The following is a 24,154-nucleotide window of genomic DNA, read 5'->3' on the forward strand; positions in this document are numbered from 1 at the left end:
CAACCGTCGGGCCTATCTTGCCCAAAGAGATATAATCGGGATTGAAAATACGGGCTAAGCTGAGAAAATAGGATGCCCGCCTTGTATGTTTACAAGGAAACGAGCATCTTACTTCTACGGGCAGTAGCCTCTCAGTTTACAAAGCAGGTTTAAAACAGGTATGGTGGTATTGCCCTTGGCGTTTACTCGATTACCAGCTTCGACTGCTTGTGACCCGATACGGATTGTGCTCTGATAAGATAGAGGCCTCGGCTCATGCCATTGTGTATGCGTATCTCTGATCTGGAGGCACCGTGCTTATCAGTGACCAGTGGAACAGACGTGACAAGACGACCCGACTCATCATGCAGGGTGAGGGTGACAGCTTCATTTTCAGCGAAGTTTCTCAACTCCACATACACCCTATCACTAGAATTTGGGTTGGGATATACCTTCAGCTGTAAAACGTCGTTTTGATCTTCTTCAGCAGTGGCAGACAGCTTGGCCTCCTTCGTGTTCTGTACCGTTTCCTCAGAGACTTTTTCGATTTCTATGGCTGAAATGATCGCATTGTTCACCTCAGAGATAAAGGAAATACTGAGGGAGTCGTCGGTCACCAGAACATCCTCAAAGGTTTTCACCACGGCCTTGCCCACTCCGTCCTGTTTGTAGATGTCATAGTTGCTCAGCACCCGCTTACCTTCCAGGTCCACATGAAAGACGCGTTTGCCGGCCCCGCCCGCAACACTCCCAGGCGCACCGAAATAGGGCTCCACGAAGTGCAACCTTACCCGGTACAGGCCTCCGCTGCTTACCGGAATGCTGAAGCTGAGAGGGGCCTCGGGTAAGGCATACCTGTAGTGCAGGTACAGACTGTCATCCACAGTTCCCTCCACATCGAAAACCTTAGACGTGACAACTCCCCCGCTGAAGAAGACATCGCCACTCCATACTCGTGAAAGGCTGTCTGTGAACGGGAGGCCACCTACGTTGATGCGAATGTTGGCCTGCACGTTCGGACGGATATCCACAGGGGTATAGGCCTCAAGGTGTATAGTTTGCCCCTGTACAGTGGCAATGACAGCCCTGTCCGCCTCTATTCTGTAAACGGAGTCTTCCCTTAATTGCAGCATAAATCCGCAGTATAGGCTGAAGGTTACGTCAGCAGCACCGTCATTATTCAGGTCAATGCCCGTCCCCTCGCCCCCGGCAGAGGTTCTGCCTACGTAGGTATTCCCCCTGACCCTTCCCACAAGCGTGGAGAAATCATTTCCCGAAGAGCGATAGCTCTTCCGGACGGCTTCTGCGGAAGGGTCCCCCGGGCCGCGTGGGTAGATAAACGTGACATTTGCGGGAGTATCAGAAACCATTCTCACCGGAAGCAAGTCCCCATACGAGCTCCTCCGTACAGCGTCCGTGGCTGTTATAGTCGGTGAGGGATGCAAGGCGATGAAGTTCTGCTGATCTGCTTCACCGGGAAAGGACACGCTTGCCATGTGTGGTGTCATACTGGTGTCAAGGCTGTCGGCGCCGTCAAACGTCAGTAGGGGCCACGTGATGCCATACTCAGTTGCAGTTGAGCCAGAGGTAAGCGTGGAGAGGATACCGTCAGGGGTAACGGTGAAATCATTCGTAAAGGCAGGGCCTACTTCCCCTTTTTTAGGCCGGTATTCCACCCGGCAGCGCACTAGCAGCGGATGTGTGAACTGGGTCGTGAAGAAAGCCTCGTAACGGTCGGGCAGGCTAGCCAACCGGATCCACTCACCGTCTTCCAGGAAGGTCGGGGCAAAAGAGACCCCCAGTCTGTGTTTTGTTTCCCTCACCCCATCCGACGGCCCGAGGCGGGAGTCCCATCCCGTCCTGCCGAGACGCACTACTCCCAGGGCTGTCCAGTACTGGCTGTAAGCGGATGCCGCAGATCCCCGCAGGCTAACCTGCATCTGCATGCCTCCTGCATTTGCGACCGCTGTTGCCAAGCCCAGGTCACTGACGAGGGTGTAGCCCCCTATCTCGTTGGGGGCAGGTTGTTCCGGTATGTCGGAGACGTGTCTCAGGTAATTCTCTGCCATGTGATACATCATGTAGCCATTGTAGTTGGTGAAATGGCTATAGGGGGCATACCGGGTTCTTTCTGCCGGGTCAAAATGGTTTTTGGTGACCGAGTACGTGCCATCCGCTCTTCTCCACCGCTGCACACTCTCAAAACCCAGTGCGGCGGCACGACGGTACTGGCCTGCCAAGCGCACATCTCCCTCCTGATGCACTAGCTCTGCCATTGTTTCATATCCGTTCGCCAGGACGATGTCATTCCAGGTGTGGTTGCCGCTGCGCCCCCCGGCAACACCCTGGCCTGAGGGATCCTGCAACAAAAGGCTGGATTGGGTTCCTTTTTTCAGGGCATCCAGCATGTCGTTTCGGGAGGCTCCGTCGTATCCCTCAGCAACCATTGCAAGAAGGTTGCCCCTTGCTGCCGATTCATAAGGCCACGTATCCGGGTCGCTGGAAGTGTCGCGGTAAAAATTCCACGGGTTCCTTGTCAGCCGGCTTTTTTGCGTGCTTTCCCAGTTTCTTTCCACCCAGCCGACCCCGGCGGCTTTGTTTATGAATCCGTTTTTTGCACGGTACCATTCCCCCTTCATTGCATAAGTTCTCCAGTTATGGGTCGGCCCTCGGAGGATTGCCTCTACAGGCATTTCCATCCTTTTCTTCCATGCCAGGAGCTGTGATGTGGAAACGTGTGAAGCATAAAGGGGAATGGCGCTGGCAAGGGGCGCCAGAAAGAACTCACCGTGGTTATCCGGTATAGATTTGCTCCCACCGGCCACGTCGGCGGTGGCGCTGTTCATGGCAGCCACGCCTGCAGCCAGTAAATCCATAGCGCGACCCGCCGAAAGCAAAGTGCCCACGGCATAGGCAAAATAAGGCGTGGCATACTGAATCTCACTGTGACTGTAGGGGTCGATGACAGCTCCCTTGGAATTCTGGAACTTCACGCTCGCGCGCACGATTCCCTCCACCCTGTCCAGGTACGCCTCTCGTGATATGTTAAGGGGTTGCCACGGCCTTGCCGTTAAATGGTATTTTACTTCAGGAAGTGAGGAAGGAGCTCCTGCCACCTGCGCCAGACTGTTTCCGATAAACAGCACAAATGGAATCAAGACAAATATAAATCTACCCACTAATGCCAGATTACTTATGGATGTTCTTTGGGGGAGGTACGGCCTGAGCCTTTTTTTATGCATCTGTTTTATTTACAAGTGGTTAGATTTTTAATAAATTAATCACACATACGCTCTTTTCTTGTATAAGTATAATTTTACAGGAGATATTTATATGATGGTGCTTTAAAAAGTATAATGGAGAAAAAAACAGCAGAGAGTTGTTAGAAAAGGATGTGTGCTACGAATCCAGATTTATTGTCCTCACTGCTACAGCTTTAAGATAGTCAAGAATGGCAAATAAAATATGGGCAATCATCCATCAGGCACATTACGAACCATAAACAGAAGGATAATGCGCAGAACAACATGCATTTCTAAAGCAAAAAACCAATCATTTACCTGCTATAAGCATCATGCTATTTAAACCAACACAATAAATATAATCTTAAGTAACAGGGAACAGCTTTCTTTATACCGATTGTATGTATCCCAAATCCAGGTTGTAGCATTATGTTCCCGGTTTTTCCGGGAGACACATACCACGGGCGTGGAGATAAAAGCCATCGGGTACTCTCAATATAAACAGTTAATACATATATTTCCTGCCACAAGGCGTTATCAGGTTGTCTATTCAAAATTACAAGCTATACTACTAATGAAAGAATATTATACCGCTAAAACTGTATTGATTACGGGCGGTGCGCAGGGTATAGGCCTGGGTATGGCGCAGACTTTCGCGCAAGCAGGAGCCAGGGTCGTGCTGGCTGATAAAGACGCTGAAGCCGGAGCGGAAGCACTGCAGCGACTCTCCAAACAGAACCTTCAGGCACAGTACATTCCATGCGATGTGGCCTCTGAAGAACAAGTGAGCGCACTGTTGCGCCAGGTAGCCGAAGCGTATGGCCAACTGGATGCCCTGGTGAATAACGCTGGTATAGCAGACCCGTTCGTAGGATCGCTGCAAGAGATGGAGATGGCCGAATTTGACCGGGTGCTGGCCGTGAACCTGCGGGGGCCGCTGCTCTGTGCCAAATATGCGCTTCCACTGTTGCAAAGAGCCGAACACCCAGCCATTCTGAACATCTCCAGCACGCGCGCCTTCATGTCTGAGCCCAACACCTTTCCGTACTCCGCCTCGAAGGGTGGGCTGGAGGCCCTCACGCATTCGCTGGCAGTGAGCCTTACCGCTGAGCGCATTAGGGTAAACGCCATTGCGCCCGGCTGGATCGAGGTGGGGGAGTGGCAAAAGAAAAGCCGGCGGCACACGCCGCAGCACGCTGCCCACGACAAGGAGCAGCACCCTGTCGGGCGGGTAGGTATGCCCGAAGATATCGCGGAGGCGGCCCTGTTTCTCTGCTCGGATAAAGCCGGTTTCATAACGGGGCAAACGCTCACCATCGACGGGGGTATGACCGTGAGAATGATTTATAGTTAAGCTCTATTTGGAGTCTCCGCCAGCCATGGAGGCGGCTCTCATTGTTGCCACGCACACAACTCTAAGTCACGGGCTGCGGTAAAACAGTTCAACCAAGACAAGACATGTATGATGCACGCGCCTCCTGCCCCCATACTTCTATATGTCACCAACCCCATGTGCGCCTGGTGCTATGGTTTTACGCCGGTGGTGCGCCGCCTGCATGCGCTTTGGCACGGGCGGCTGAAGGTGAAGGTATGCTTCGGTGATGTGCAGGCAACCGCCGCCGAGCCGCTCAGTCGCCAGGAAAAAGGCAGTATGGCCGTGAGCTGGCACCGCGTGCAGGAAGAGGCCTATCTCCCATTCGATTTCCGCTTTTTTACACGGGCAGACTTTGTGTACAATACCGAGCCTGCTTGCCGTGCCCTGCTTTGTGTGCGGCTTCTGCGGCCCGTCCTGACCCTGGAGGTGCTGCGGGCGTTTCACTCTGCCTTTTATGCCGACGGCCTGGACCTTAAAGACACGGCGGTGCTGGTGCACCTGGTGGGGCTGTTTGGCATCAGGGAGAATCTGTTTCTGGCGCTTTTTGAGTCAGACGAGATTATGCGCCAACTGGAAGAGGAATTTGATTATGTGGATGAGCTAGGAGCGGATACCTTCCCAAGCCTGTTTCTGCAGACAAAGCAAGGGTTTGAGAAATTGGCGGATGGGTATGTGCCGCTGCATAACCTGGAACAACGCCTGCTTCAGGCACTGGCGCAAACGAAGACGTAAAGTGGCTTAACAGCCCGTTTTGCTGTATTTGGGTTAAGCGGTATTATTTATATAGTCAGTGTGAATTATTATTTAGTAAAGCTAAAAATAATCTCAGAATAGGTAAACCTGAAAGGCCGTTTTAATGTATATATTAAAATATCATTATATTACATGATTAAGCGACAGTTCCTGACAGACACCTTATATTATGCGTAGCAGAACATCAACCAACCAAGTAAATGAGTACATCAATTCCCTGGCGCCCGAGAAGCAAAAACTGGCTTTAGCAGTCAGGCGCATCATCAAAGGATCAGTGGCCCACCTGGAAGAGAGCGTGCGCTGGGATTGCGCCTGTTATTTCTTCTATGGGCCAGTTTGCTACTTTGCTTCCTCGCGCAGCGGCATCCATTTCGGCTTTTTCAGGGGGAAAGAGCTGTCGGACCCGCACCGCAGGCTGGTAAGCCGCAACGGCCAGAATCCGCACATCAAAATCCGGACACTGGAGGACATTGATGAAGAGTATTTTGGCAACCTGATCCGCGAGGCGGTGCACCTGAACCAAAATTAGGGCAGCGGCTTTGGGGAAGCCGACTGAGGTATAACAACAGACAGCTTTTAGGGCTGGCGGTGGCTTTCGGGGGAAACGACCAGCGCCAGCTTCCTGAATCATACGTCTGGTGTGACCCGGCGAGCCGCATAAGGGAGACTTCCAGAAATTCACCTTGGGGTGCGGGTATGTACTGCCTGCTGGCCAGTATCTTAAAGCGGGCCCTCGTGGCTGCACTTTTCCTCAGTGGTCTCCAGCTCAACGGTCACATGCTGGATGTCCAGATCGGCCATGGCAGAGCGCATGCGTTTCTTTAGCGCTTCTGTCTGCTCCACCTGCAATGCGGGCGGCACCACCGCGTGCAGCGTCAGCACGTTATAGCTGCCGTCCAGCGTCCAGATATGCAGGTCATGTATGGAATGCACGTCGGGCACCTCCACCAGCCTTTTTTCTACTTCCTTTGGGTCAATGTGCTGCGGCGTGGCTTGCAGCAGGATCTTCATGCTCTGACGCAGGTTGCGCACCACGTTGTACAGCACGTATAGGGTGATGCCGACAGACAGGAGCGGATCGATGACCGGGAAGTCGAAGAAATACAGCACGATACCGCCAAGCAACACGGCTACCCAGCCCAGCACATCCTCCATCAGGTGCAGCCGCACCACTCTCTCATTCAGAGAGTCGCCTCCCTTCAGCCGCAACACGGCGGCCCCGTTGGCTACGATGCCGAGCACGGCAAACCCCATCATCCCGACGGCGTTGACTGGCTCCGGGTTAAAAATGCGTGGGATGGCCTCGGAGAGCACAAAGAAAGAACCCACCAGCAGCACCACCGAATTGATGACTGCACCCAGCAGCGAAAACCGCTTGTAACCGAAAGTGAACTGCTGGTCGCGGCCGCGCTTAGCCACTTTCTCGAAATACCAGGCCAGCCCCAGCGAAAGTGAGTCACCCAGATCGTGCAGGGCGTCCGAGAGAATCGCGACGCTGTTGATCCACAGCCCCCCGAAGATTTCCAGAATCGTGAACCCCAGGTTGAGGAAGAATGCTACCTTTATATTGTCGCTGGCCCCATGGTGATGGTGGCCTGTATGATCGTGGTGCTCGTGTGCCATAGGTAGTCAAACGAAAAGAAAAGCCGGGGGATATATAAACTGCTGATTTTGCCCCTGCGTGGTATCTTTGCCATAGCGGCACCCGGCGCAACTTCCGTAAACAAAGCGGGGCCCAGTATATTGCCTGACAACCCATGAAGATATTACTTGTAGAAGACGAACCCAAGGTTGCCTCCTTTATCAAGAAAGGCCTGGAAGAGCAGACCTACGAAGTCGACCAGGCCTATGACGGCACGTTTGGGGTGCGGCTGGCGCTGCAGCACGACTATGACCTGGTGATTCTGGACGTTATCCTGCCCAACATCAGCGGGCTGGACGTCTGCCGCCAGATCCGGCAGCACAACACCACGGTCGCGATCCTGATGCTGACCGCGCTTGGCAGCACCGACGACAAAATAACCGGGCTCGACGCAGGCGCCGACGATTACCTGACAAAGCCCTTTGAGTTTAAGGAGCTGCTGGCCCGCATACGGGCGCTCAAGCGCCGTGGCGCGGAGGTGCCCGCCGGTGAGGTGCTGCGCGTGGCCGACCTGGAGCTGGACCTGACCAGGAAAACGGTGCTGCGGGCGGGCAAACCCATCAACCTGACTGCCCGCGAGTTTTCGCTGCTGCATTTCCTGATGCGCAACCGGGGGCGGGTGGTCTCGCGCGTGGACATCACGGAGCAGGTATGGGAAACGTCCTTCGACACAGGCAGTAACGTGATCGACGTATACATCAACTTCCTGCGCAAGAAAGTAGACAAAGCGCACCACACCAAGCTGATCCATACCCTGGTAGGGATGGGGTATGTGCTGAAAGAGGAGAGCAACGCATGACGATCCGATCAAAGCTCACGCTGCAGTTTGCCGGTATTTTTGCCTTCATCCTGCTTCTGTTTTCGCTGGTGGTGTATTACTTCACCTCCCTCTACCGCCAGGACGACTTTTATACGCGCATCCGCCGACGCACCACCATCGTGGCCCGGCACATTCTGGAGGCAGACGAGGTGGGGCCAAAGCAGCGACGGCTCAACCAGATCAGCTATTATCAGGAACTGCCGTATGAGGCCATCCGGATCTACCGAACCGACGGGGAGCTGATCTTCTCGAAGGGGGAGGGGGATCTGGGCGTGACACCGGCATTGCTTGCAAAGATTAGCCAGAAAAAAATGCTGCAGTACGACGCGCACGAGCGGCAGGTGGTAGGCGTATACTACCCCGACAACCAGGGCGACTTTATCGTGCTGGCATCCTCTGTGGATGCCTACAGCCTGCGCAAGCTGCAGCACCTGAAAGTCATCCTGATCGTGGGCTTCTTCGGGTCGATGGTGGTGGTGGTGGTGGCAGGATGGGCTTTCTCGCAGCAGGCCATGCTGCCGATCATAAAAGTGCTGCAGGAGGTGGAGCAGATCAGCGCCAGGGACCTGAGCCGCCGCCTCAGCAACGACAAGGGGCAGGATGAGGTATCCGAGCTGGCCCAGACCTTTAACAACATGCTGGACCGCCTCGAACTGGCCTTTGAGATGCAAAGCACCTTCGTGTCCAACGCCTCGCACGAGCTGCGCACCCCGCTTACCGCCATGATCGGGGAGCTGGACGTGGCCTTGATGAAGCCGCGCGAGCCGGAAGAGTACCAACGCGTGCTGCAGTCGACGCTGGAGGATGCCCGCCTGCTGGCAGACCTCTCCAACGGGCTGCTGCAGATTGCCCAGGCCAGCATCGACACCTCCAAAATCACGCAGACATACCTGCGCTTCGACGAGCTGGTATGGATGGCGCGCGACCAGGCCCTGAAGCGGCGGCCCGACGCCCGCATCGACATTGACTTCGCCAACTTCCCGGATGAGGAGGACCGGCTGGTGGTGCGCGGCAACGAGGCGCTCCTCCTGATCGCCGTGCTCAACGTGCTGGAGAACGCCGTGAAGTTCTCGCCATCGGGCAAGGTGGCCACGGGGCGCATCGTGGTGGGCAAGCAGGATGTGGCGCTGCAGGTGCAGGACCGTGGGCTGGGTATTTCAGAGGAAGACCTGAAGCATGTGTTCGTGCCTTTTTTCAGGGCAGACAACGCCCGCAACATCACGGGGCACGGCATAGGCCTGCCGCTTGCCGAGCGCATCCTGAAGCTACACAGCGGCTCAATCACTGTGAACTCCATCATCAATGAAGGCACGGAGGTAATCATCCGGCTACCGCAGGCCTATCGATTTATACCTAATTATAGCTGATTTTAATCTCATTTTAATTTCGCTTTAATCCGGCCTTAATGTTGCATCCCTATGTTTGTGGGTATAAACTTAAGGTGTGCCATACGTCTAGCTGTAGCGTGCGCGAAGCAGGTATAGGGGCAAGACGAAATTAAAATTATGAAAGATAAACAGTATAATCCCTCTTATTTAGCCCATCTCTCACAGGACATTCCGGCAGGCCTGGTTGTCTTTTTTGTGGCTCTTCCCCTGTGTTTGGGGATATCGCTCGCCTCCGGGGCCCCGCTTTTTGCAGGTATCGTAACAGGAGTTGTGGGCGGTGTGTTGGTTTCTTGGCTAAGCGGCTCGCAGCTCAGCGTGAGCGGTCCTGCCGCCGGACTTACCGTTATTGTGCTGAACGGTATCGAAACGCTGGGTTCATATGAGGCATTTTTGTTGGCTGTTGTGATCGCTGGTTTTCTGCAGCTGGTGCTGGGCTTCCTGAAAGCCGGAGTTATCGGGCTTTATTTCCCTTCCTCGGTTATCAAGGGGATGCTGGCGGCTATCGGATTAATTCTGATCCTGAAGCAGATTCCGCATTTCATGGGTGCTGACGAAGACTTTTTCGGTGAGTTTAGCTTTTTCCAGCCCGATGGGCGCAACACATTCTCGGAACTGGCTTATACCTTCTCGAACATCCAGCTTGGCGCTTTAATCATCGGGGTTATCGCCTTGACCATCCTGCTGGTATGGGACCGGCCTTCTATCAAGCAGAATAAAGTGCTGAGGCTGGTGCCGGGCGCATTGGTGGCTGTGTTGGTTTCTATCATTGCCAATTACCTGTTCGTTAACTTTGTGCCAGAATTGGCGGTGGCGTCTACGCACCTGGTGAGTCTGCCCATCATCGACGGGTTTTCAGGCCTAACAGAGCAGCTGGACTTTCTGAGCCTGGATCAGCTTGGTAACCCGCAGCTCTACATCGTTGCTTTCACGATTGCCATTGTGGCCAGCCTCGAGACGCTACTGAGTGTTGAGGCGATTGACAAACTAGACCCTCACAAACGCCGCACGCCCACGAACCGTGAGCTAAAGGCCCAGGGTGTCGGTAACATAGTGGCGGGCCTGCTGGGCGGTTTGCCCATGACGGCCGTGATTGTGCGGGGTTCCACGAACGTGGCTACCGGCGCGCAAACGAAGGTTTCGGCCTTTGTGCATGGTCTTTTCCTGGCATCGTCGGTGTTGCTGATAGCTGAGTTCATGAACCTGATCCCGCTGTCGGCGCTGGCGGCGGTGCTGTTGGTGGTGGGGTATAAGCTAACCCGCCCTGCTCTTTACAAAACGCAGTTTAAACTGGGCCACGAGCAATTTGTGCCGTTTATCGTGACGGTGCTTGCGATCCTGTTCACAGACTTGCTGATTGGTATCAGCGTCGGGCTGGCCGTAGGTATCTTCTATATTCTGAAAGCGAACTACAAGTCGCCTTACTTTTACCACAGAGAGGACCATCCTGAGAAAGACGTTATCCGTATCAAACTAAGCGAGCACGTGTCGTTCCTGAACAAGGCCAGTATCATCACAACCCTGGACAAGCTGCCGCCGCACAGCCACGTGATCATCGACGGAGAGAACTCAGCCTATATAGACTACGATGTGATGGAGGCTATCCATGAGTTTAAAAAGACGGCACACGAGCGCGACATTGTCGTGGAGGTGCACAACGTGCCGGAGGTTGAGGTGATGGACATGCACTAGGCCCTTCCATGGGCATATAAAAATTTGAAAATCTTAAATTGAGTTTTATAAACAGAGAAACGATGCAAAAGATATTTGAGAACAATAAGAAGTGGGTAGCAGAGAAAAAAGCCGAAGACAAGGACTTTTTCGTGAAGCTGGCAAAAGGCCAAGAGCCACGGTACCTTTTTATTGGCTGCTCTGATAGCCGTGTACCGGCTAGTCAGATTACCGGAACAGGACCAGGCGAGATGTTTGTGCATCGCAACATCGCTAACCTGGTTGTGCATTCAGACATGAACCTGCTGTCAGTGCTGCAGTATGCTGTGGAGGTGCTGAAGGTGAAAGACATTATTGTGTGCGGCCATTACGGTTGTGGCGGGGTAGCTGCTGCTGCGGGTAATAAGCAGTTCGGCTTGATCGACAACTGGCTGCGCAACATAAAAGACGTGATTCGCCTGCATGAGAGCGAAATCTCGGGCATTGACGATGAGGAGCAGCGTCTGCGCAGGCTGGTTGAGCTAAACGTGATCGAGCAAGTGCATAACCTGTCCAAGACCTCCATCATCCAGAATGCCATGCATTCTGAGCAGCCGCCCAAACTGCACGGTCTGGTATACGATATCAAAGAGGGCCTGCTCCGAAACCTTGAGGTGACTGCTGAAACCTTTAAGGACATTGAGTACATTTACGCCACTGAACCGAAATAAGCAGTTGAAGCGGACAGCCTAAGCGAGACGCTTCACATTACCGCAGAAACAGCGAAGCCCCGGCCTAATGGCCGGGGCTTCGCTGTTTCTGCGGTAATGCATTCTGTGCTTTAGTGCCCTACAAAGTAACTCAGCATCAGGTTAAAACCAGCGTTCTTACGGTCTTTGCCCACAAAGGGGCCTTCGTCGTACACTTTCTTCAGGCCGCCATTGTAGCGCAACTCCAACCCGACGCCGTTTGAGGCGCGGTAACCCAGCCCAGCCACATACCCGAAATCCACGGTATAGGGATGGTCCGTCACATCTGTTTTAGAGGTAGTTGTATTAGTGCCGGAAGTTAGCTCCCGTACTTGCCGGGCCTTCGCGATGAACGATGCCTGAGGGCCAAGATCCACAAAAAAGCCGTTAGACGCCAGGTGCAGAAGCAGTGGTACGTCCACATAGTTCAGGCGATACGATTCTGTGATTTCGTTACTGCCTGAGCGCGAGTCAATTTTTGCTCCTTTGGAGGTATAAAGCGCCTCTACCTGTACTCCCACCAGTTCGTTTATGTGCTGTTGCAGCATCAGGCCGGCGGTAAACCCGGTGCGGTATTCGTAGTCTTTGGCGTCGTCGCCTGCAAAGGTATAATACGTGGCGCCGCCTTTCAGGCCAATGCGCTGCGAAAAGCCAGCCGTGGAGGCGAGCGCAAACAGTGCGATTAGCAGTGTCTTCTTCATCTGGATAGTTTTGGGTATAAATATGGATAGTATAAACTCGGATGGCATACGTGTATGGCAGCCAAATGAGTTGCAAATATAGGGAGCAAAGTTCATGAATATGGCACAAACAAAAAACCCGTTGCATCGCAACGGGTTTTTTGTTTGTGCCATACGGCCGAAAACACTACGCAGATTTACCAATGAAACCCATACGTATAAGGTCGGCCAACGGAGTTACTACCACTCATAATCTCTCTTCGAAGATGATCCGTAAGAGTAGGGAGGTCCGCTATTGGTGCTTCCGTAGGAGCTACTCCCATAGCGCTGGCGGTCGCTGTCATGGCGGTTCTGATGCTGACGCTCGTGCATTTCGTCTTCTCTTCTTCGGCGCTCAGCCTCATCATCACCGAACCAGGATTTTACCTCGTCTCCTGCACGATCAAAGAACCCACGTTCATGGTCATCGTCGTGGCGATGTCGGTCGCTGTCTGAAAAGTGGCGGTCTCTGTCGTGGCTTGATGAGCCGTAAGAGGTGCCGTAGTTAGAGGTATTATAGCCTGTACCGTAAGTGGCGCTGTTGCCAGCCGATGAACCGTAGCCGCTGCCCGAGCCATACCTTCTGGAAGAGTCATAGTCGTGGTCATGGTCGGAGCCATAGCGCCCCGAATAGCTAGACCCGGAAGAGCCATAATTTCTGTTTCTGTAATCACGGTCATCATCATCGTGGGTCATTCTGTCCCAGGTGTTCTCCGCTTTGTTTTTGGTTTTATCCCACCAGTCGTTATCGTTGTCGTGGCGGTTTCTGTAGCTGGATGAGCCGTAATTAGAGTTGTTGCGGTCGTTATCGAAGCGGTTGTTGGAAGATCCGTAGCTGGATCCGCTTCCACTGTAGTTATTGCGGTCGTTGTCGAAGCGGTTGCTGGATGAGCCGTAGTTACTGGAACCAGCTGACCCGCCGCCATAAGACGATGTGCCGCCGTAGCCGGAAGAGGCATATGAGTCACGGCCTGAGCCAAAACCACCGCCGCCTCTGTTTGAGTTTGAGCTGTAAGCCCCACGGTCACGGTTTGTTAAGTCATATTCGCCGGAATAGTAGTTTCTGGCAGATCCTCTGGATTGGTTTGATTCATTACTGTTATACGGGTTGTAGCCCGAATTCTCATAGCTTCTCATGATTTACGAAGTTTATAGTTAAAAAAAAGATTCGGAAAAGCATCACCAGGGCAATGCCTTTTAAGTGTGCTTTTTTACGGCTCAATCCGCTTTAAGTTATGATTTGAAAGTTAATTGTATGACTGTCAAATATTTGTATTCATGCTCTTGGTTTCTGACTGCGCGTTCATCTGATCGAATTATAATTTAGTTCAATTTATTTTATACCCAGGTTGGTAGGGTTGTGTTGGTACAAATTGCACTATATCTAAATGGTGATTTAATTGTATAATCTTAATTTGACTTAGGTATTAGGATCAGGAGGTATGATTTTAAGTTATATGATTGATTATAAGGTGCTGAGTAGGGGAGGGACAAACCTTTTTTTAGAAAAAAAATTGTACAAGTAGTTTGACTTAAAGATAATGTTTTTAATTTTGCTAATCAGTTTATAGCAAGTTGATTGCCCAGGGGTGTATTGGGAAAAGTACAAAATAGCAACGGCAGAAACTGCACACAAACTTTTAGCCAACTGTATGAAATTTAAAACCGCGTTTGCCGCTATGGCAGCCATTTGCCTGCTCTCGTCTTGTGAGGATCTGTTTGAGGAGGGAAACTTGCAGCCAGACGGTTCGAAGCCGAGTCTAACGATCAATAACCCGACAGTGAACCAGAACATTACAACCTCGCAGGGGCTGAAAGTATATGTGACGGTGGTTGATAAGGATGAGGTGGAGAACATTAATTTTAGTGTGTCTGGCGTGCAGGGCGAGAAGGCCTTGTTAGACTTCACAGTTGCCCCGCATAAAACGGTGGTTGAGTTTGATACCCTGGTTGCCCTGGATAACATCACGCCCGGGAGTTATACCCTTAAAATCAGCGCGAAAGACAAGCGCACCAACCTCATTGAAAAAGAGGTCGCGTTTAACGTAAAGTAACAGCGGCTCGCATACCATAGAAACAGAGGGGGCAAAACAGCAATGTTTTGCCCCCTCTGGCATATAAAAGGCGAAGTACGTGGCTAGAACTTAAAGACAACCTGCCACTGCTCGTTTAGGGTGAGGGCGGCATCGAAAGGCTCTCCGGTTTTCTCAGAGACAAAGCCTTTGATTTTTGGGGTAGACCCTTTCAGGAGCAGCGCCGCCAGCTGCTTTTCGCTTAGTTGCCTGCCCCCCATAACAAACGGTACCAAAAACCGGCACCCCTCCCGGAAACGACTGCATCCGTAGGCTGTTTTCCCTTTCAGCAGGCTGCCCTGCCTGCAGCGTGGGCACAGCGCAAACGGATCCGCGTCGGGCGCTTTCTCTGCCTTCTCCAGCACAAGCTGTTGGGCAGTGTCTAGTCTGAGCACCGCGTCGAAACTATTGCCTGCCGCATCTTTATACCCTTTGATGAGCGGTGTCTTGCCTTTGCTGAGCAGGGCCTGCACCTGCTTTTCTGTCAGCGTCTTGCCATGCTGCTCCATCGGAATCAGGAACTGGCAACCGCCGTTATACCGGCTGCAGCCAAAGGCCTTGGAGCCCTTCAGGATGTGACCCTGCTGGCAGGCAGGGCAGGGGCCAAGCCCGGGTCCCGCAGGCTCCTTTTTACCCGCGGCGGCTGTCTTTTTGCCGGGTTTAGCGGCTTTTGCTTCCTGCTGTTGCGGTTCCAGCGTCACGGTGGCTGCGTGGTCGTACTTTACTTCCTGCACCAGGCTGATGACAAACTGCTGCAGTTCCTGCAGGAAGTCCGCCGCCTGAAACTCGCCACCCTCTATCTGGCGCAGCTTGCGCTCCCACTGCCCTGTCATCTCCGCAGACTTGAGGGTCTGGTTCCGGATCACCCCGATCAGGTCGACGCCCATCTGGGTGGGCACCAGTTTCTTCTTCTCCTTCCGGATGTACTGCCGCTTGAAGAGCGTTTCGATGATGGCGGCGCGGGTGGAGGGGCGGCCGATGCCGTTCTCCTTGAGTGCCTCCTTCAGTTTGTCGTCCTCTACCTGACGTCCCGCGGTTTCCATAGAGCGGAGCAAAGTCGCTTCGGTATACTCCTTCGGCGGGTTGGTCATCTTCTTGTCCAGGAGCGGCTCGTGCGGCCCGTGCTCCCCTTTCTCAAAATTGGGCAGCACCCCGGCGGCCTCTTCTTCCTCTTTCCCGTCTTTGCCAGTGGGTGCGTCAGCAGACTTCACGTCCTCAGCGCCATAGATCACGCGCCAGCCCGGCTCCAGTATCTGCTTGCCCCGCACCCGGAAGCTATACCCCGCCGACTCGGCCATCACGGTGGTGTTGCTCACGATACAGTCGGGGTAAAAGGCCGCGATGAACCGGCGCGTAATGATATCATACACATCTCCCTCGCGGCCATACAGACCTCCTGCGGCGGCCCCGGTAGGTATGATGGCGTGGTGGTCGGTGACTTTATTGTTGTTAAAGACTTTCTTTGTTTTCCTGATCTTGGCTTGCAGCAGCGGGGCCACCTCCTGGGTATAACTGCTCAGGCCTTTCAGTATCCCCGGGATCTTGGGGTAAATGTCGTCGGGCAGAAACGTGGTGTCTACGCGCGGGTAGGAGACTACTTTTTTCTCGTAGAGGCTCTGCACGGTTTTCAGGGTCTCGTCTGCCGACAGGCTCAGTTTGTTGTTGCACTCGATCTGCAGCGAGGTGAGGTCGAACAGCTTGGGCGGGGACTCGGTCCCTTTCTTGATCTCCACATCGGTGATGGTGAGCTCCGCCTCCCGAATGGCGTCCAGAATCTTCTGGGCCTCCTCCTCTTTCTGGAAGCGGCCGTTGGTGCTGGAGAAGGTGGTGTCGCGGTACACGGTTTTGAGCTCCCAGTATGGTTGGGGCACGAAGTTCGCGATCTCGTGGTGGCGGTTTACCAGCATGGCCAGCGTGGGCGTCTGCACCCTGCCGATGGAGAGCATTTGCTTGCCGTTGGCATACTTGAGCGTGAAGAGACGGGTGGCGTTGAGGCCCAGGAGCCAGTCGCCGATGGCGCGGCTCTTGCCTGCCTGGTATAGCGAGTCGAACTCCGAGCCCTCGCGCAGCTGCGCAAAGCCCTGCCGGATGGCATCCTCGGTGAGCGACGAGATCCAGAGGCGCTTGAAAGGCTTTCGGTAGTTGGCCTCCGTCAATACCCATCGCTGTATAACCTCGCCCTCCTGGCCCGCATCCCCGCAGTTGATCACCTCGTCGGCGGAGGCCAGCAGCTTTTTGATGACGTTGAACTGCTGCTCCACACCCTTGTTCTTGATCAGCTTGATGCCGTAGCGCTCAGGGAGCATGGGCAGGTCATACATGCTCCAGCGCTTCCACTCGGGCCGGTAATCGTCGGGCTCGCGCAGGGTGCAGAAGTGGCCGAAAGTCCAGGTGACCTGGTAGCCGTTACCCTCATAATAGCCGTCTTTTCTGGATTTTGCGCCAATCACAAGGGCAATTTCACGGGCTACACTCGGTTTCTCAGCAATGCATACTTTCAAGGATTCGGGGATTTAGGGTTGCCAACAGAATCCAAATTTACGATTTTCAGGGCTAAGTTGCGCGGTGCAGGCCCTATTATCTGCCTCTACCGGGTGCGCCTTCTCATAAACGATCTCTGGCCCGTATACTTCGGGGGAGGAGGGTTTATTACAGTATCTGACTCTATTTATATAATTTTTTTTGAATATAAGGAGGTTTTGCGATACACGCCCGAAACATTCGCATGGGGTATCTGGTATTACAGATTAGAAATTGCCCTAAAAACAAAAAATGCTTAAAAAGTTACCCTTGCCTAACCTGTCCGCCCGGGTATGGATTGCCTGTCTGCTACTGGCTCTGGTTGCACCAGCCTGCGAAGAGTTTGAGTACAGCCCCTATGAAATCCGGCTGGCCGACGACGAAAAGGAGTTAAACACCCGCAACATCGCCAAAATCGAGTCGCTTGGCATCTCGCCCTCCGATACCCTGCGTTTTATCCTGACGGCGGACCTGCAGGGCTTTTATGAGGAAAACGAAGCCATGGCAAAGCACATCCGGGCGCGCCGCGACGTAGACTTCACGCTCGTAGGCGGCGACCTAACCGATTTCGGTCTGGCCAAAGAACTCAAGCTCATTCATCAGGATATGAAGACTATCGGCGTGCCCTACGTGGCCGTGATCGGCAACCACGATGCCGTGAACAACGGGCAGCAGGCTTTCAGGGCGATGTATGGGGAATTTAATACTAGCTTCGCCGTCGGGAACAGCAAGTTTATCCTCCTGAACACCAATTACATCGAGTTCGACAAGCAGGCGCCTGACCTTGATTGGCTTGAGAAAGAGCTCGTTGCCGCAGCCGGTTACGAGAACATTTTCGTGCTGTCGCATATCCCTCCGAAAAACTTTGAGTTTGGCCCCGAGAAGTCGGACCGGTATCATCAACTGATCAGCCGGTATGGCGTGCGGTACTCGCTGCATGGCCACAACCACAGCTTCAACCAGTATATATCCCCTGACGGGAAAGTGCCTTTCGTAGAAACGGCCGCCGCCGAGGACCGCGAGTATCTGGTGTTTACCGTGATCGGCAGCCAAGTAACCTTCGAACGCACTATCTTTTAGGACCCCTTCCGCATGAACTTTCATAAAGCCCTTTTCCTGCTGTGTCTTCTGGCGGCCCCATACCTTAGCAAGGCCCAAAACACGGAGATCAGCAGCGCCACAGCCCGCAAGTGGTATGCCCCGGACGCGGTAACGCTGCAGTTTGCAGGCAACATCGGCATGTTTGCGGTAGCGCCCAGCTACAGCTTTGCCCACGACAAATTGAACGCTGAGTTGTTTTACGGGTATGTGCCAGAATTTGAGGCGGAGGAGAAACTTCATATACTCACCCTGAAAGGGGTATACAAGCCATTCCGCAAGGTTCCGCTGAAGAACAACTTTTCGCTGACACCTCTCCGGTTCGGGCTTGGGCTGAGTTATTATTTCAGGAGTCAGTTCTCCACAAACTGGTCTAATACCTACCCAACCAACGACTATTACTGGTGGACGAGCAGCCTGCGCCTGACGGGCAGCCTCGGCCCGGCCCTGAACTACAGTCTGCCTAACAGCAGGAACTTCCGGGAACTGAGCCTGTATGGCGATGTCAGCACGTATGATCTGATCGTTACCTCCGTTGTAAAGGACAAGTCGCTGACGGCCTGGGATATCGTCAGTTTTGATGTCGGCCTGCGCGCCAGTTTCAGATAAGGTTAAATGGTAGCATGGCTGGTTCGGAATGCTTGAGTCATACCTGCTCAATCCACCGCTTGGCTGTGCGCGTACCAGTTTATACATTCGATTATACCTCGACAGCTCATATATAAAAGATGCCTCCTCTCGGTAAAATGCTTGTGCTGCTTGGCGTGCTGCTGGTGCTCGTTGGGCTAGTGGTATGGCTGGCAGGAGATAAATTCAGCTGGTTTGGCCACCTGCCCGGCGATATCCGGATAGAGCGGAAAAATATGCGCTTTTATGCCCCGATTGCCAGCATGCTGCTACTCAGTATCCTGTTCTCTCTGTTGCTTTGGCTGTTCCGCAAGTTTTTCTAGCAGTGCCAGAAGGAACGGGCGTTTTTAGCTTCCGGCATACTTGTTTATCTTGCCAACGCGAAGCTGGCGTTTCCTAGAGGTTTGTCCGCAAAGGACAGCTCTGATGGATTGCTGCTGCGTTTCTTATAAACTCCAGGCGATGTTCTTCATTTTATCCAAAACGATTGACTTTCTGTTGATGCCCCTCATTTGGGTGCTGCTGCTGCTTTTTCTGGCTCTTTTTATGAATTCATTGCGGTGGAAACGGTATAGCCTGCTGGCTGCGATCGTGCTGCTGCTTGTGTTCTCCAATCCCTTTCTGGCCAATGAGGCCTTTCGGGCGTGGGAGGTAAGCGCGGTGCCGGTGCAAAATACCAACCACCATCATGTGGCGGTCATCCTGACGGGTGTCACCTCATACCGCGAAGACATTTCGGACCGCATACACACATCCAAGGGGGCAGACCGATTCCTGCATCCGCTTCAGCTTTACCGGCTCGGCAAAATCGACAAGTTCCTGATTTCGGGAGGCACAAGCAGCATCCTGAGCGAGCATGTGCCGGAGGCAGAGCAAATCGAGAAGATACTCTTGATGGCTGGGGTGCCAGAGCGCGACATTCTAACCGAGGGGAACAGCCGGAACACCCATGAGAACGCCGTGAACACAGCCAAAGCACTGGCGCGCCACCCGGAGTGGCAGCAGGTGCTGCTGGTAACCTCGGCGTTTCATATGCGTCGCTCCGTGGCTTGCTTCCGCAAGGCGGGCGTAGACGTGGATGCCTTCAGCACAGATTTTTACAGCAACGAGCGCCGCTATACCCCCGACGAAAGTATCATACCCAGTATAAATGCCTTTGACAACTGGCACCTGCTCGTGCACGAGGTAAGCGGATTCGTGATTTACAAGATGCTGGGGTATTGTTAAATGGCTGAATGGTTAAACTGCTAGATGGTTAAACTGCTAGATGGTTAAATTGCTATATGGCTGCTGCTAAATAAAGAATATTTAGCGATGGCCTATTGGGGCTTGATTTTCATACCCATTTTGCATCCGCCTCACACTATCCGATTCTTCTATTTAGTGCTCGACCAATTTGATTATCAGAATTAGCGTTTATTTTTATATGCATAGCAACGGCTTTTATGCCTCATTTCTAATTTTTAATTTGGCGAAGCACCAGCCATACAACAATTTAACCAACCAGTCATTTAGATTACCCCACCCAGATGCTTTTCTGGTTCACGAACTCCCGAATGCCCAGGTAGGAAAGTTCGCGGCCATACCCTGATTTTTTGATGCCGCCGAACGGCATCTCAGGGGAAGAGTGTACAATGGCGTTGATGAACATGGCCCCGGTCTCCACCTGTCGGGCCACACGCAATCCGCGCTCAGTGTCCTGCGTCCAGACGGCGCCGCCCAGGCCGTAGCGGGAGTCGTTGGCTATCCGTATGGCATCGGCCTCGTCCTTCGCGACGATGACAGCTGCGACAGGCCCAAACATCTCTTCCTCGTAGGCAGGCATACCGGGCTTTACGTTCTTCAGGATCATGGGCTTGAAATAGGCGCTTTCCCCGTCTACCCGTCCACCGTCCAGCACCACTTCGGCACCTCGCTCCACAGACTGCGTCACCTGATGTTGCAGTTCCTCTGCCAGGTCCTTCCGGGCCATGGGGCCATAGTCGCAGTCATCGGTCAGCGGGTCGCCTGTTTTCAGCGCCTGCATCCTGGCCTTCATCTTCTCCAGAAACGCGTCGGCGATTTCCGCTACCAGTATAAAGCGCTTGGCCGCGATACAGCTTTGCCCCGAGTTCACCATCCGCGACTTCACCGCCACCTCAGCGGCTTTTTCTAGATCGGCGTCTTCGAGCACGATAAACGCATCGCTTCCGCCCAATTCCAGCACTGTTTTCTTAATCTGCTGTCCGGCTTTTTCGCCCACCTGCGCGCCAGCCCCTTCGCTTCCCGTCAGGGTAACGGCCTGCACCAGCGGGTGCTCAATCACGGCGTTCACGTCACCGGACCCAATCAGCAAGGTCTGGAACACATTATCGGGGAAGCCTGCCTTGCGCACGATCTCCTCAATGGCCAGCGCACTTTGCGGCACATTGGAGGCATGCTTCAGAATCCCGACATTGCCAGCCATCAGCGCCGGGGCCAGAAATCGGTATGCCTGCCAGAAAGGAAAGTTCCAGGGCATGATGGCCAGCACCACGCCCAGCGGCTCGAAAGCGATGAGGCTGCGCGAGGCCTCAGACTCGATGACCTCGTCTTGCATGAACGAGGCGGCGTTGTCGGCATAGTAGCGGCAAGCCAGGGCACACTTTTTTACTTCAGCCACTGCGTCTTTCAGCGGTTTGCCCATTTCCAGGGAGATGATGCGGCCATACCGTTCTGCCTCGTTTTCCAGGATGTCGGCTTGCCTGCGCATGTGCCCGGCCCGTTCTTCGAAGCCGGTTTTTTTCCAAAGCCCAAAGGCCTTGTGGGCAGCCTGGACTTTTTGTTCTACCTCGGTGGGGGTATGGGGGTCAAATGTTTTCACCGTTTCCCCCGTGGCCGGGTTTATCGATTCTATTGCCATTGCTCAGTAAGTTTATAGGTTAGTGTCAGGGGTATGGAATTGGTATACGCGTTGGGGCGGCGCACGATTACGCACATTTTCTTTCGCTGTTCCATAGGTTTTAAGATAACCTTTTGAGTTCAGATAAGTTAAAAGATTAGTTTTCCGAAATATTACTTAATTTTATGAGCCTGCATTTTCAGGCCATGCCCCTTTATCTAAAATAGTGCAAAACCAACCCATCAAAACCATTTCTGAAGAGGAACTGATACTACGCCTTCGGTCTCAGGACGCATCAGCTGTGTCGGTGCTGTACGACATGTATAGCCCTACGTTGTTTGGAGTGGTGTTGCAGATCGTGAAAGAAGACGAGACGGCCGAAGACGTGCTTCAGGAAGCCTTTGTTAAGATCTGGAGTTCTTTCCAGAGCTACGACTCGTCCAAAGGCAGACTGTTTACCTGGATGATCAACGTGTGTAGAAATTTGGCCATCGATAAAATCCGGTCAAAGCAATATCGCGTAAGTCAGAAAACAAGGGAAATACCCACTGCACCCCGAGCTGTTTACGGTACTTCCTCCTTCAAGCCAGAGCACATCGGCCTGCGGGAAATCACCGAGAGACTTAGCCCGGAACAAAAGCAGATAATCGATTTGATGTACTTTGAGGGGCTGACACAGAGCGAGATTTCCGAGGAATTTGACATTCCATTGGGCACCGTGAAGACCAGGGCCAGAAGCGCCATCAAAACACTAGGAAAACTATTTAAGGGACGTGACTAACGAAGACTATATAACGTCCGGGATACTGGAACTTTATGCCGCTGGTGCATTAAGCGAGGAGGAGCGGCTGGAAGTGGAGCGTATGGCCGAGGCCTCTCCCGAAGTGCAGACCGCACTGGAGGAAGCCTGCCTTGTAATGGAGCAATATGCCGCCTCGCATGCCGTGCAACCTGCCACCAGCCTCAAAGCCAGGCTGATGGACCAGATCCGTGCGCAAACAGCCGTAACCACCGAGACGCCACTTGCAGCTACGCAGCCGGTACGGCCTCTATATCCAGACACTACACAGGAAGGCACTCCGTATAAATGGATGTTTGCCGCCAGTATTGCCCTGTTTCTCATATCAGGCTTTATGAGCATCCGTTTTTACAGCAACTGGCAAAACGCCGAGGCCAAGCTGGAACAGGCCATTGCCATGGAACAAACCATGGCGCAGAACTACCAGACGGCCTCTTATCGCTTGGATCAGCAGAGCCAGATACTGCAGGTGCTGCGCAACTCCGATATGCGCTCCATACGGCTGCAGGGCGTGGAGGCACACCCGGATGCCAACATGATGGTATACTGGAATGCCGCTGAGCAACAGGTATACGTAGACGCCGTGCAATTGCCAGCCCCGCCTACAGGCATGCAGTATCAGCTTTGGGCGCTGTTGGATGGCAACCCCATTGACGCGGGTATGATCCGGATGGAAAACGGCAATGCCGTTGCCATGCAGCCGATGAAAGGGATAGGCGCCGCGCAGGCATTCGCTGTTACCCTGGAACCAAGCGGCGGAAGCGCCTCCCCAAACCTGGAGCAACTCTACGTGATGGGCGAGGTGAAATCTTAGATTTGGCTGTGCGCTCATAAGTAACGCTATGGCTGCTACCAATTTAGCAAAAACGCACTACCTGCTTCGCTACAGCGATTACAGGTAGTGCGTTTTTGCTTGCCAGACAGAGTGGTCGCTAACTTGCCTGGGTTTGCGCGGAAAGAAGGGACAACATCCAAAGAAGGGCATTGCCCTGAAAAATCAATGCAATTTTGATCAAAGGAAGTCATGGCTCAATTTATGCTATGTAGCAACGTGAGGCCAGCCCTGGCTAAGAAGGGAAAACACAAGTTTTTATACCTGAAAAGTGGTTGTTTGCTGGGTTTGTCCTAACAAAGTGGCCATCTTTGGGTTGCTGATATAGCGCCCAATTCGCCTTGACAGAAGGTGTTGCGCTATTGTGTTATTTTCTGAAGGGCAGATAGCTGGACTGAACTGCTCGTAACCGCCGTCTGATTATACATATCCAATCTGAAATACCTACTTATCATGGACAAGAATAGCTATTACAACCCAGCCGATTTATCGAAATTTGGCAACATATCAGAGCTGCAGCCCGAAATGGGCCGCAAGTTTTTTGACTATTATGGAGAAGTGTTTAAAGAAGGGGCGCTGACCGAGCGGGAAAAAGCCCTGATCGCCTTGGCCGTGTCGCATGCGGTGCAGTGCCCGTATTGCATCGACGCCTACAGCACAGATTGCCTGCAAAAAGGGGCCGACGAAAACCAGATGATGGAGGCTGTGCATGTGGCGGCGGCTATCAAGGGCGGCGCAGCGTTGGTGCATGGGGTCCAGATGATGAACAAGATTAAAGAGTTGACAATGTAAGGTATGGTTTGGACCATAAAATCCCTTCAGAAACAAGAACACGCTTACGCCGACCCGCTCATTCAGCTGGATGTGCTGCAGCAGCCCAGCAGCCAGGGGGAGCAGTTCCCGGCCTTTGCCGGTAAGCTGCGCGCGCAAGGGCTCTTCCCGCTGCGCCCCACGAGCACCAGCATCCTGCAGGTGAACATGGGCAAGATGTGCAACCAGACCTGCAAGCACTGCCACGTGGACGCCGGCCCG

The 24,154-nt window shown here is 53.3% G+C and carries 21 protein-coding genes and 1 pseudogene; 16 read left to right on the forward strand and 6 right to left on the reverse strand.

Annotation, left to right across the window (positions count from 1 at the left end; all coding sequences use genetic code 11):
- Positions 1-182: 182 nt before the first annotated feature.
- On the reverse strand, positions 183-3,158 hold the full coding sequence (locus MKJ04_RS22915; protein WP_241644170.1) for a malectin domain-containing carbohydrate-binding protein: 2,976 nt from the start codon (positions 3,156-3,158) through the stop codon (positions 183-185).
- A 637-nt stretch (positions 3,159-3,795) separates the two neighbouring features.
- On the opposite strand from MKJ04_RS22915, the gene MKJ04_RS21795 reads away from it, so the two are divergent.
- From MKJ04_RS21795 to MKJ04_RS21805, 3 genes are all read left to right on the forward strand, one after another.
- Complete coding sequence (locus tag MKJ04_RS21795; RefSeq protein WP_241644171.1) at positions 3,796-4,575, forward strand: glucose 1-dehydrogenase; 780 nt, start codon at positions 3,796-3,798, stop codon at positions 4,573-4,575.
- A 108-nt stretch (positions 4,576-4,683) separates the two neighbouring features.
- The gene (locus MKJ04_RS21800; RefSeq protein WP_241644172.1) at positions 4,684-5,328 is read left to right on the forward strand and encodes a DsbA family protein; all 645 of its coding nucleotides are present in this window, start codon (positions 4,684-4,686) and stop codon (positions 5,326-5,328) included.
- Between the two features lie 190 nt (positions 5,329-5,518).
- The gene (locus tag MKJ04_RS21805; protein WP_241644173.1) at positions 5,519-5,878 is read left to right on the forward strand and encodes a DUF1801 domain-containing protein; all 360 of its coding nucleotides are present in this window, start codon (positions 5,519-5,521) and stop codon (positions 5,876-5,878) included.
- Between the two features lie 191 nt (positions 5,879-6,069).
- On the opposite strand, the gene MKJ04_RS21810 is transcribed toward MKJ04_RS21805, so the two are convergent.
- Complete coding sequence (locus MKJ04_RS21810) at positions 6,070-6,972, reverse strand: cation diffusion facilitator family transporter (RefSeq protein ID WP_241644174.1); 903 nt, start codon at positions 6,970-6,972, stop codon at positions 6,070-6,072.
- A 134-nt stretch (positions 6,973-7,106) separates the two neighbouring features.
- Here MKJ04_RS21810 and MKJ04_RS21815 point away from each other — a divergent pair, with 134 nt between their 5' ends.
- From MKJ04_RS21815 to can, 4 genes are all read left to right on the forward strand, one after another.
- A complete protein-coding gene (locus MKJ04_RS21815; RefSeq protein WP_241644175.1) occupies positions 7,107-7,790 on the forward strand; it encodes a response regulator transcription factor in 684 nt (227 codons plus the stop codon).
- Positions 7,787-9,178, forward strand: coding sequence for a sensor histidine kinase (locus MKJ04_RS21820; RefSeq protein ID WP_241644177.1), 1,392 nt, complete (start codon positions 7,787-7,789; stop codon positions 9,176-9,178). Before MKJ04_RS21815 ends, MKJ04_RS21820 begins: the two co-directional genes overlap by 4 nt.
- Positions 9,179-9,316: 138 nt before the next feature.
- The gene (locus MKJ04_RS21825; protein WP_241644180.1) at positions 9,317-10,888 is read left to right on the forward strand and encodes a SulP family inorganic anion transporter; all 1,572 of its coding nucleotides are present in this window, start codon (positions 9,317-9,319) and stop codon (positions 10,886-10,888) included.
- Positions 10,889-10,950: 62 nt separating this feature from the next.
- Complete coding sequence (gene can, locus MKJ04_RS21830) at positions 10,951-11,577, forward strand: carbonate dehydratase (RefSeq protein ID WP_241644182.1); 627 nt, start codon at positions 10,951-10,953, stop codon at positions 11,575-11,577.
- Positions 11,578-11,687: 110 nt separating this feature from the next.
- Here can and MKJ04_RS21835 read toward each other — a convergent pair whose 3' ends face one another.
- Together MKJ04_RS21835 and MKJ04_RS21840 are read right to left on the reverse strand one after the other, a co-directional pair.
- Complete coding sequence (locus MKJ04_RS21835) at positions 11,688-12,296, reverse strand: porin family protein (protein ID WP_241644185.1); 609 nt, start codon at positions 12,294-12,296, stop codon at positions 11,688-11,690.
- A 219-nt stretch (positions 12,297-12,515) separates the two neighbouring features.
- Positions 12,516-13,451, reverse strand: coding sequence for an SWFGD domain-containing protein (locus MKJ04_RS21840; RefSeq protein ID WP_241644187.1), 936 nt, complete (start codon positions 13,449-13,451; stop codon positions 12,516-12,518).
- Positions 13,452-13,966: 515 nt separating this feature from the next.
- On the opposite strand from MKJ04_RS21840, the gene MKJ04_RS21845 reads away from it, so the two are divergent.
- Entirely contained in the window at positions 13,967-14,368 is a 402-nt protein-coding gene (locus MKJ04_RS21845; RefSeq protein WP_241644189.1) for an Ig-like domain-containing protein, read from the forward strand.
- Positions 14,369-14,451: 83 nt separating this feature from the next.
- On the opposite strand, the gene MKJ04_RS21850 is transcribed toward MKJ04_RS21845, so the two are convergent.
- Complete coding sequence (locus MKJ04_RS21850; RefSeq protein WP_241644191.1) at positions 14,452-16,887, reverse strand: type IA DNA topoisomerase; 2,436 nt, start codon at positions 16,885-16,887, stop codon at positions 14,452-14,454.
- Between the two features lie 271 nt (positions 16,888-17,158).
- Here MKJ04_RS21850 and MKJ04_RS21855 point away from each other — a divergent pair, with 271 nt between their 5' ends.
- The 4 genes from MKJ04_RS21855 (at position 17,159) to MKJ04_RS21870 (ending at position 19,858) form a co-directional block, all read left to right on the forward strand.
- The gene (locus tag MKJ04_RS21855) at positions 17,159-17,986 is read left to right on the forward strand and encodes a metallophosphoesterase family protein (RefSeq protein WP_241644193.1); all 828 of its coding nucleotides are present in this window, start codon (positions 17,159-17,161) and stop codon (positions 17,984-17,986) included.
- A gap of 12 nt (positions 17,987-17,998) precedes the next feature.
- Complete coding sequence (locus MKJ04_RS21860) at positions 17,999-18,613, forward strand: hypothetical protein (protein ID WP_241644195.1); 615 nt, start codon at positions 17,999-18,001, stop codon at positions 18,611-18,613.
- Between the two features lie 119 nt (positions 18,614-18,732).
- Positions 18,733-18,954: a DUF2905 domain-containing protein gene (locus MKJ04_RS21865; protein WP_241644197.1), complete on the forward strand. Its 222-nt coding sequence runs from the start codon at positions 18,733-18,735 to the stop codon at positions 18,952-18,954.
- Between the two features lie 139 nt (positions 18,955-19,093).
- Positions 19,094-19,858, forward strand: a complete 765-nt coding sequence (locus MKJ04_RS21870; protein WP_241644199.1) for a YdcF family protein — start codon at positions 19,094-19,096, stop codon at positions 19,856-19,858.
- 289 nt (positions 19,859-20,147) lie between these two features.
- On the opposite strand, the gene MKJ04_RS21875 is transcribed toward MKJ04_RS21870, so the two are convergent.
- Positions 20,148-21,512, reverse strand: coding sequence for an NAD-dependent succinate-semialdehyde dehydrogenase (locus MKJ04_RS21875; RefSeq protein ID WP_241644201.1), 1,365 nt, complete (start codon positions 21,510-21,512; stop codon positions 20,148-20,150).
- Between the two features lie 205 nt (positions 21,513-21,717).
- Here MKJ04_RS21875 and MKJ04_RS21880 point away from each other — a divergent pair, with 205 nt between their 5' ends.
- From MKJ04_RS21880 to MKJ04_RS21895, 4 genes and pseudogenes are all read left to right on the forward strand, one after another.
- Positions 21,718-22,272, forward strand: coding sequence for an RNA polymerase sigma factor (locus MKJ04_RS21880; protein ID WP_241644203.1), 555 nt, complete (start codon positions 21,718-21,720; stop codon positions 22,270-22,272).
- Positions 22,265-23,104 (forward strand): anti-sigma factor domain-containing protein, encoded by an 840-nt coding sequence (locus tag MKJ04_RS21885; RefSeq protein WP_241644205.1) that lies wholly within the window; start codon positions 22,265-22,267, stop codon positions 23,102-23,104. Before MKJ04_RS21880 ends, MKJ04_RS21885 begins: the two co-directional genes overlap by 8 nt.
- A gap of 471 nt (positions 23,105-23,575) precedes the next feature.
- Positions 23,576-23,914 carry an arsenosugar biosynthesis-associated peroxidase-like protein gene (locus MKJ04_RS21890; protein WP_241644206.1) on the forward strand — a complete coding sequence of 113 codons (339 nt, stop codon included), beginning with the start codon at positions 23,576-23,578 and terminating at the stop codon, positions 23,912-23,914.
- A gap of 3 nt (positions 23,915-23,917) precedes the next feature.
- Positions 23,918-24,154 (forward strand): annotated as a pseudogene (locus MKJ04_RS21895) (radical SAM protein); the annotation flags it as partial.

Source organism: Pontibacter sp. E15-1 (genome assembly GCF_022601975.1).
In the GTDB taxonomy this organism is placed as follows: Bacteria; Bacteroidota; Bacteroidia; order Cytophagales; family Hymenobacteraceae; genus Pontibacter.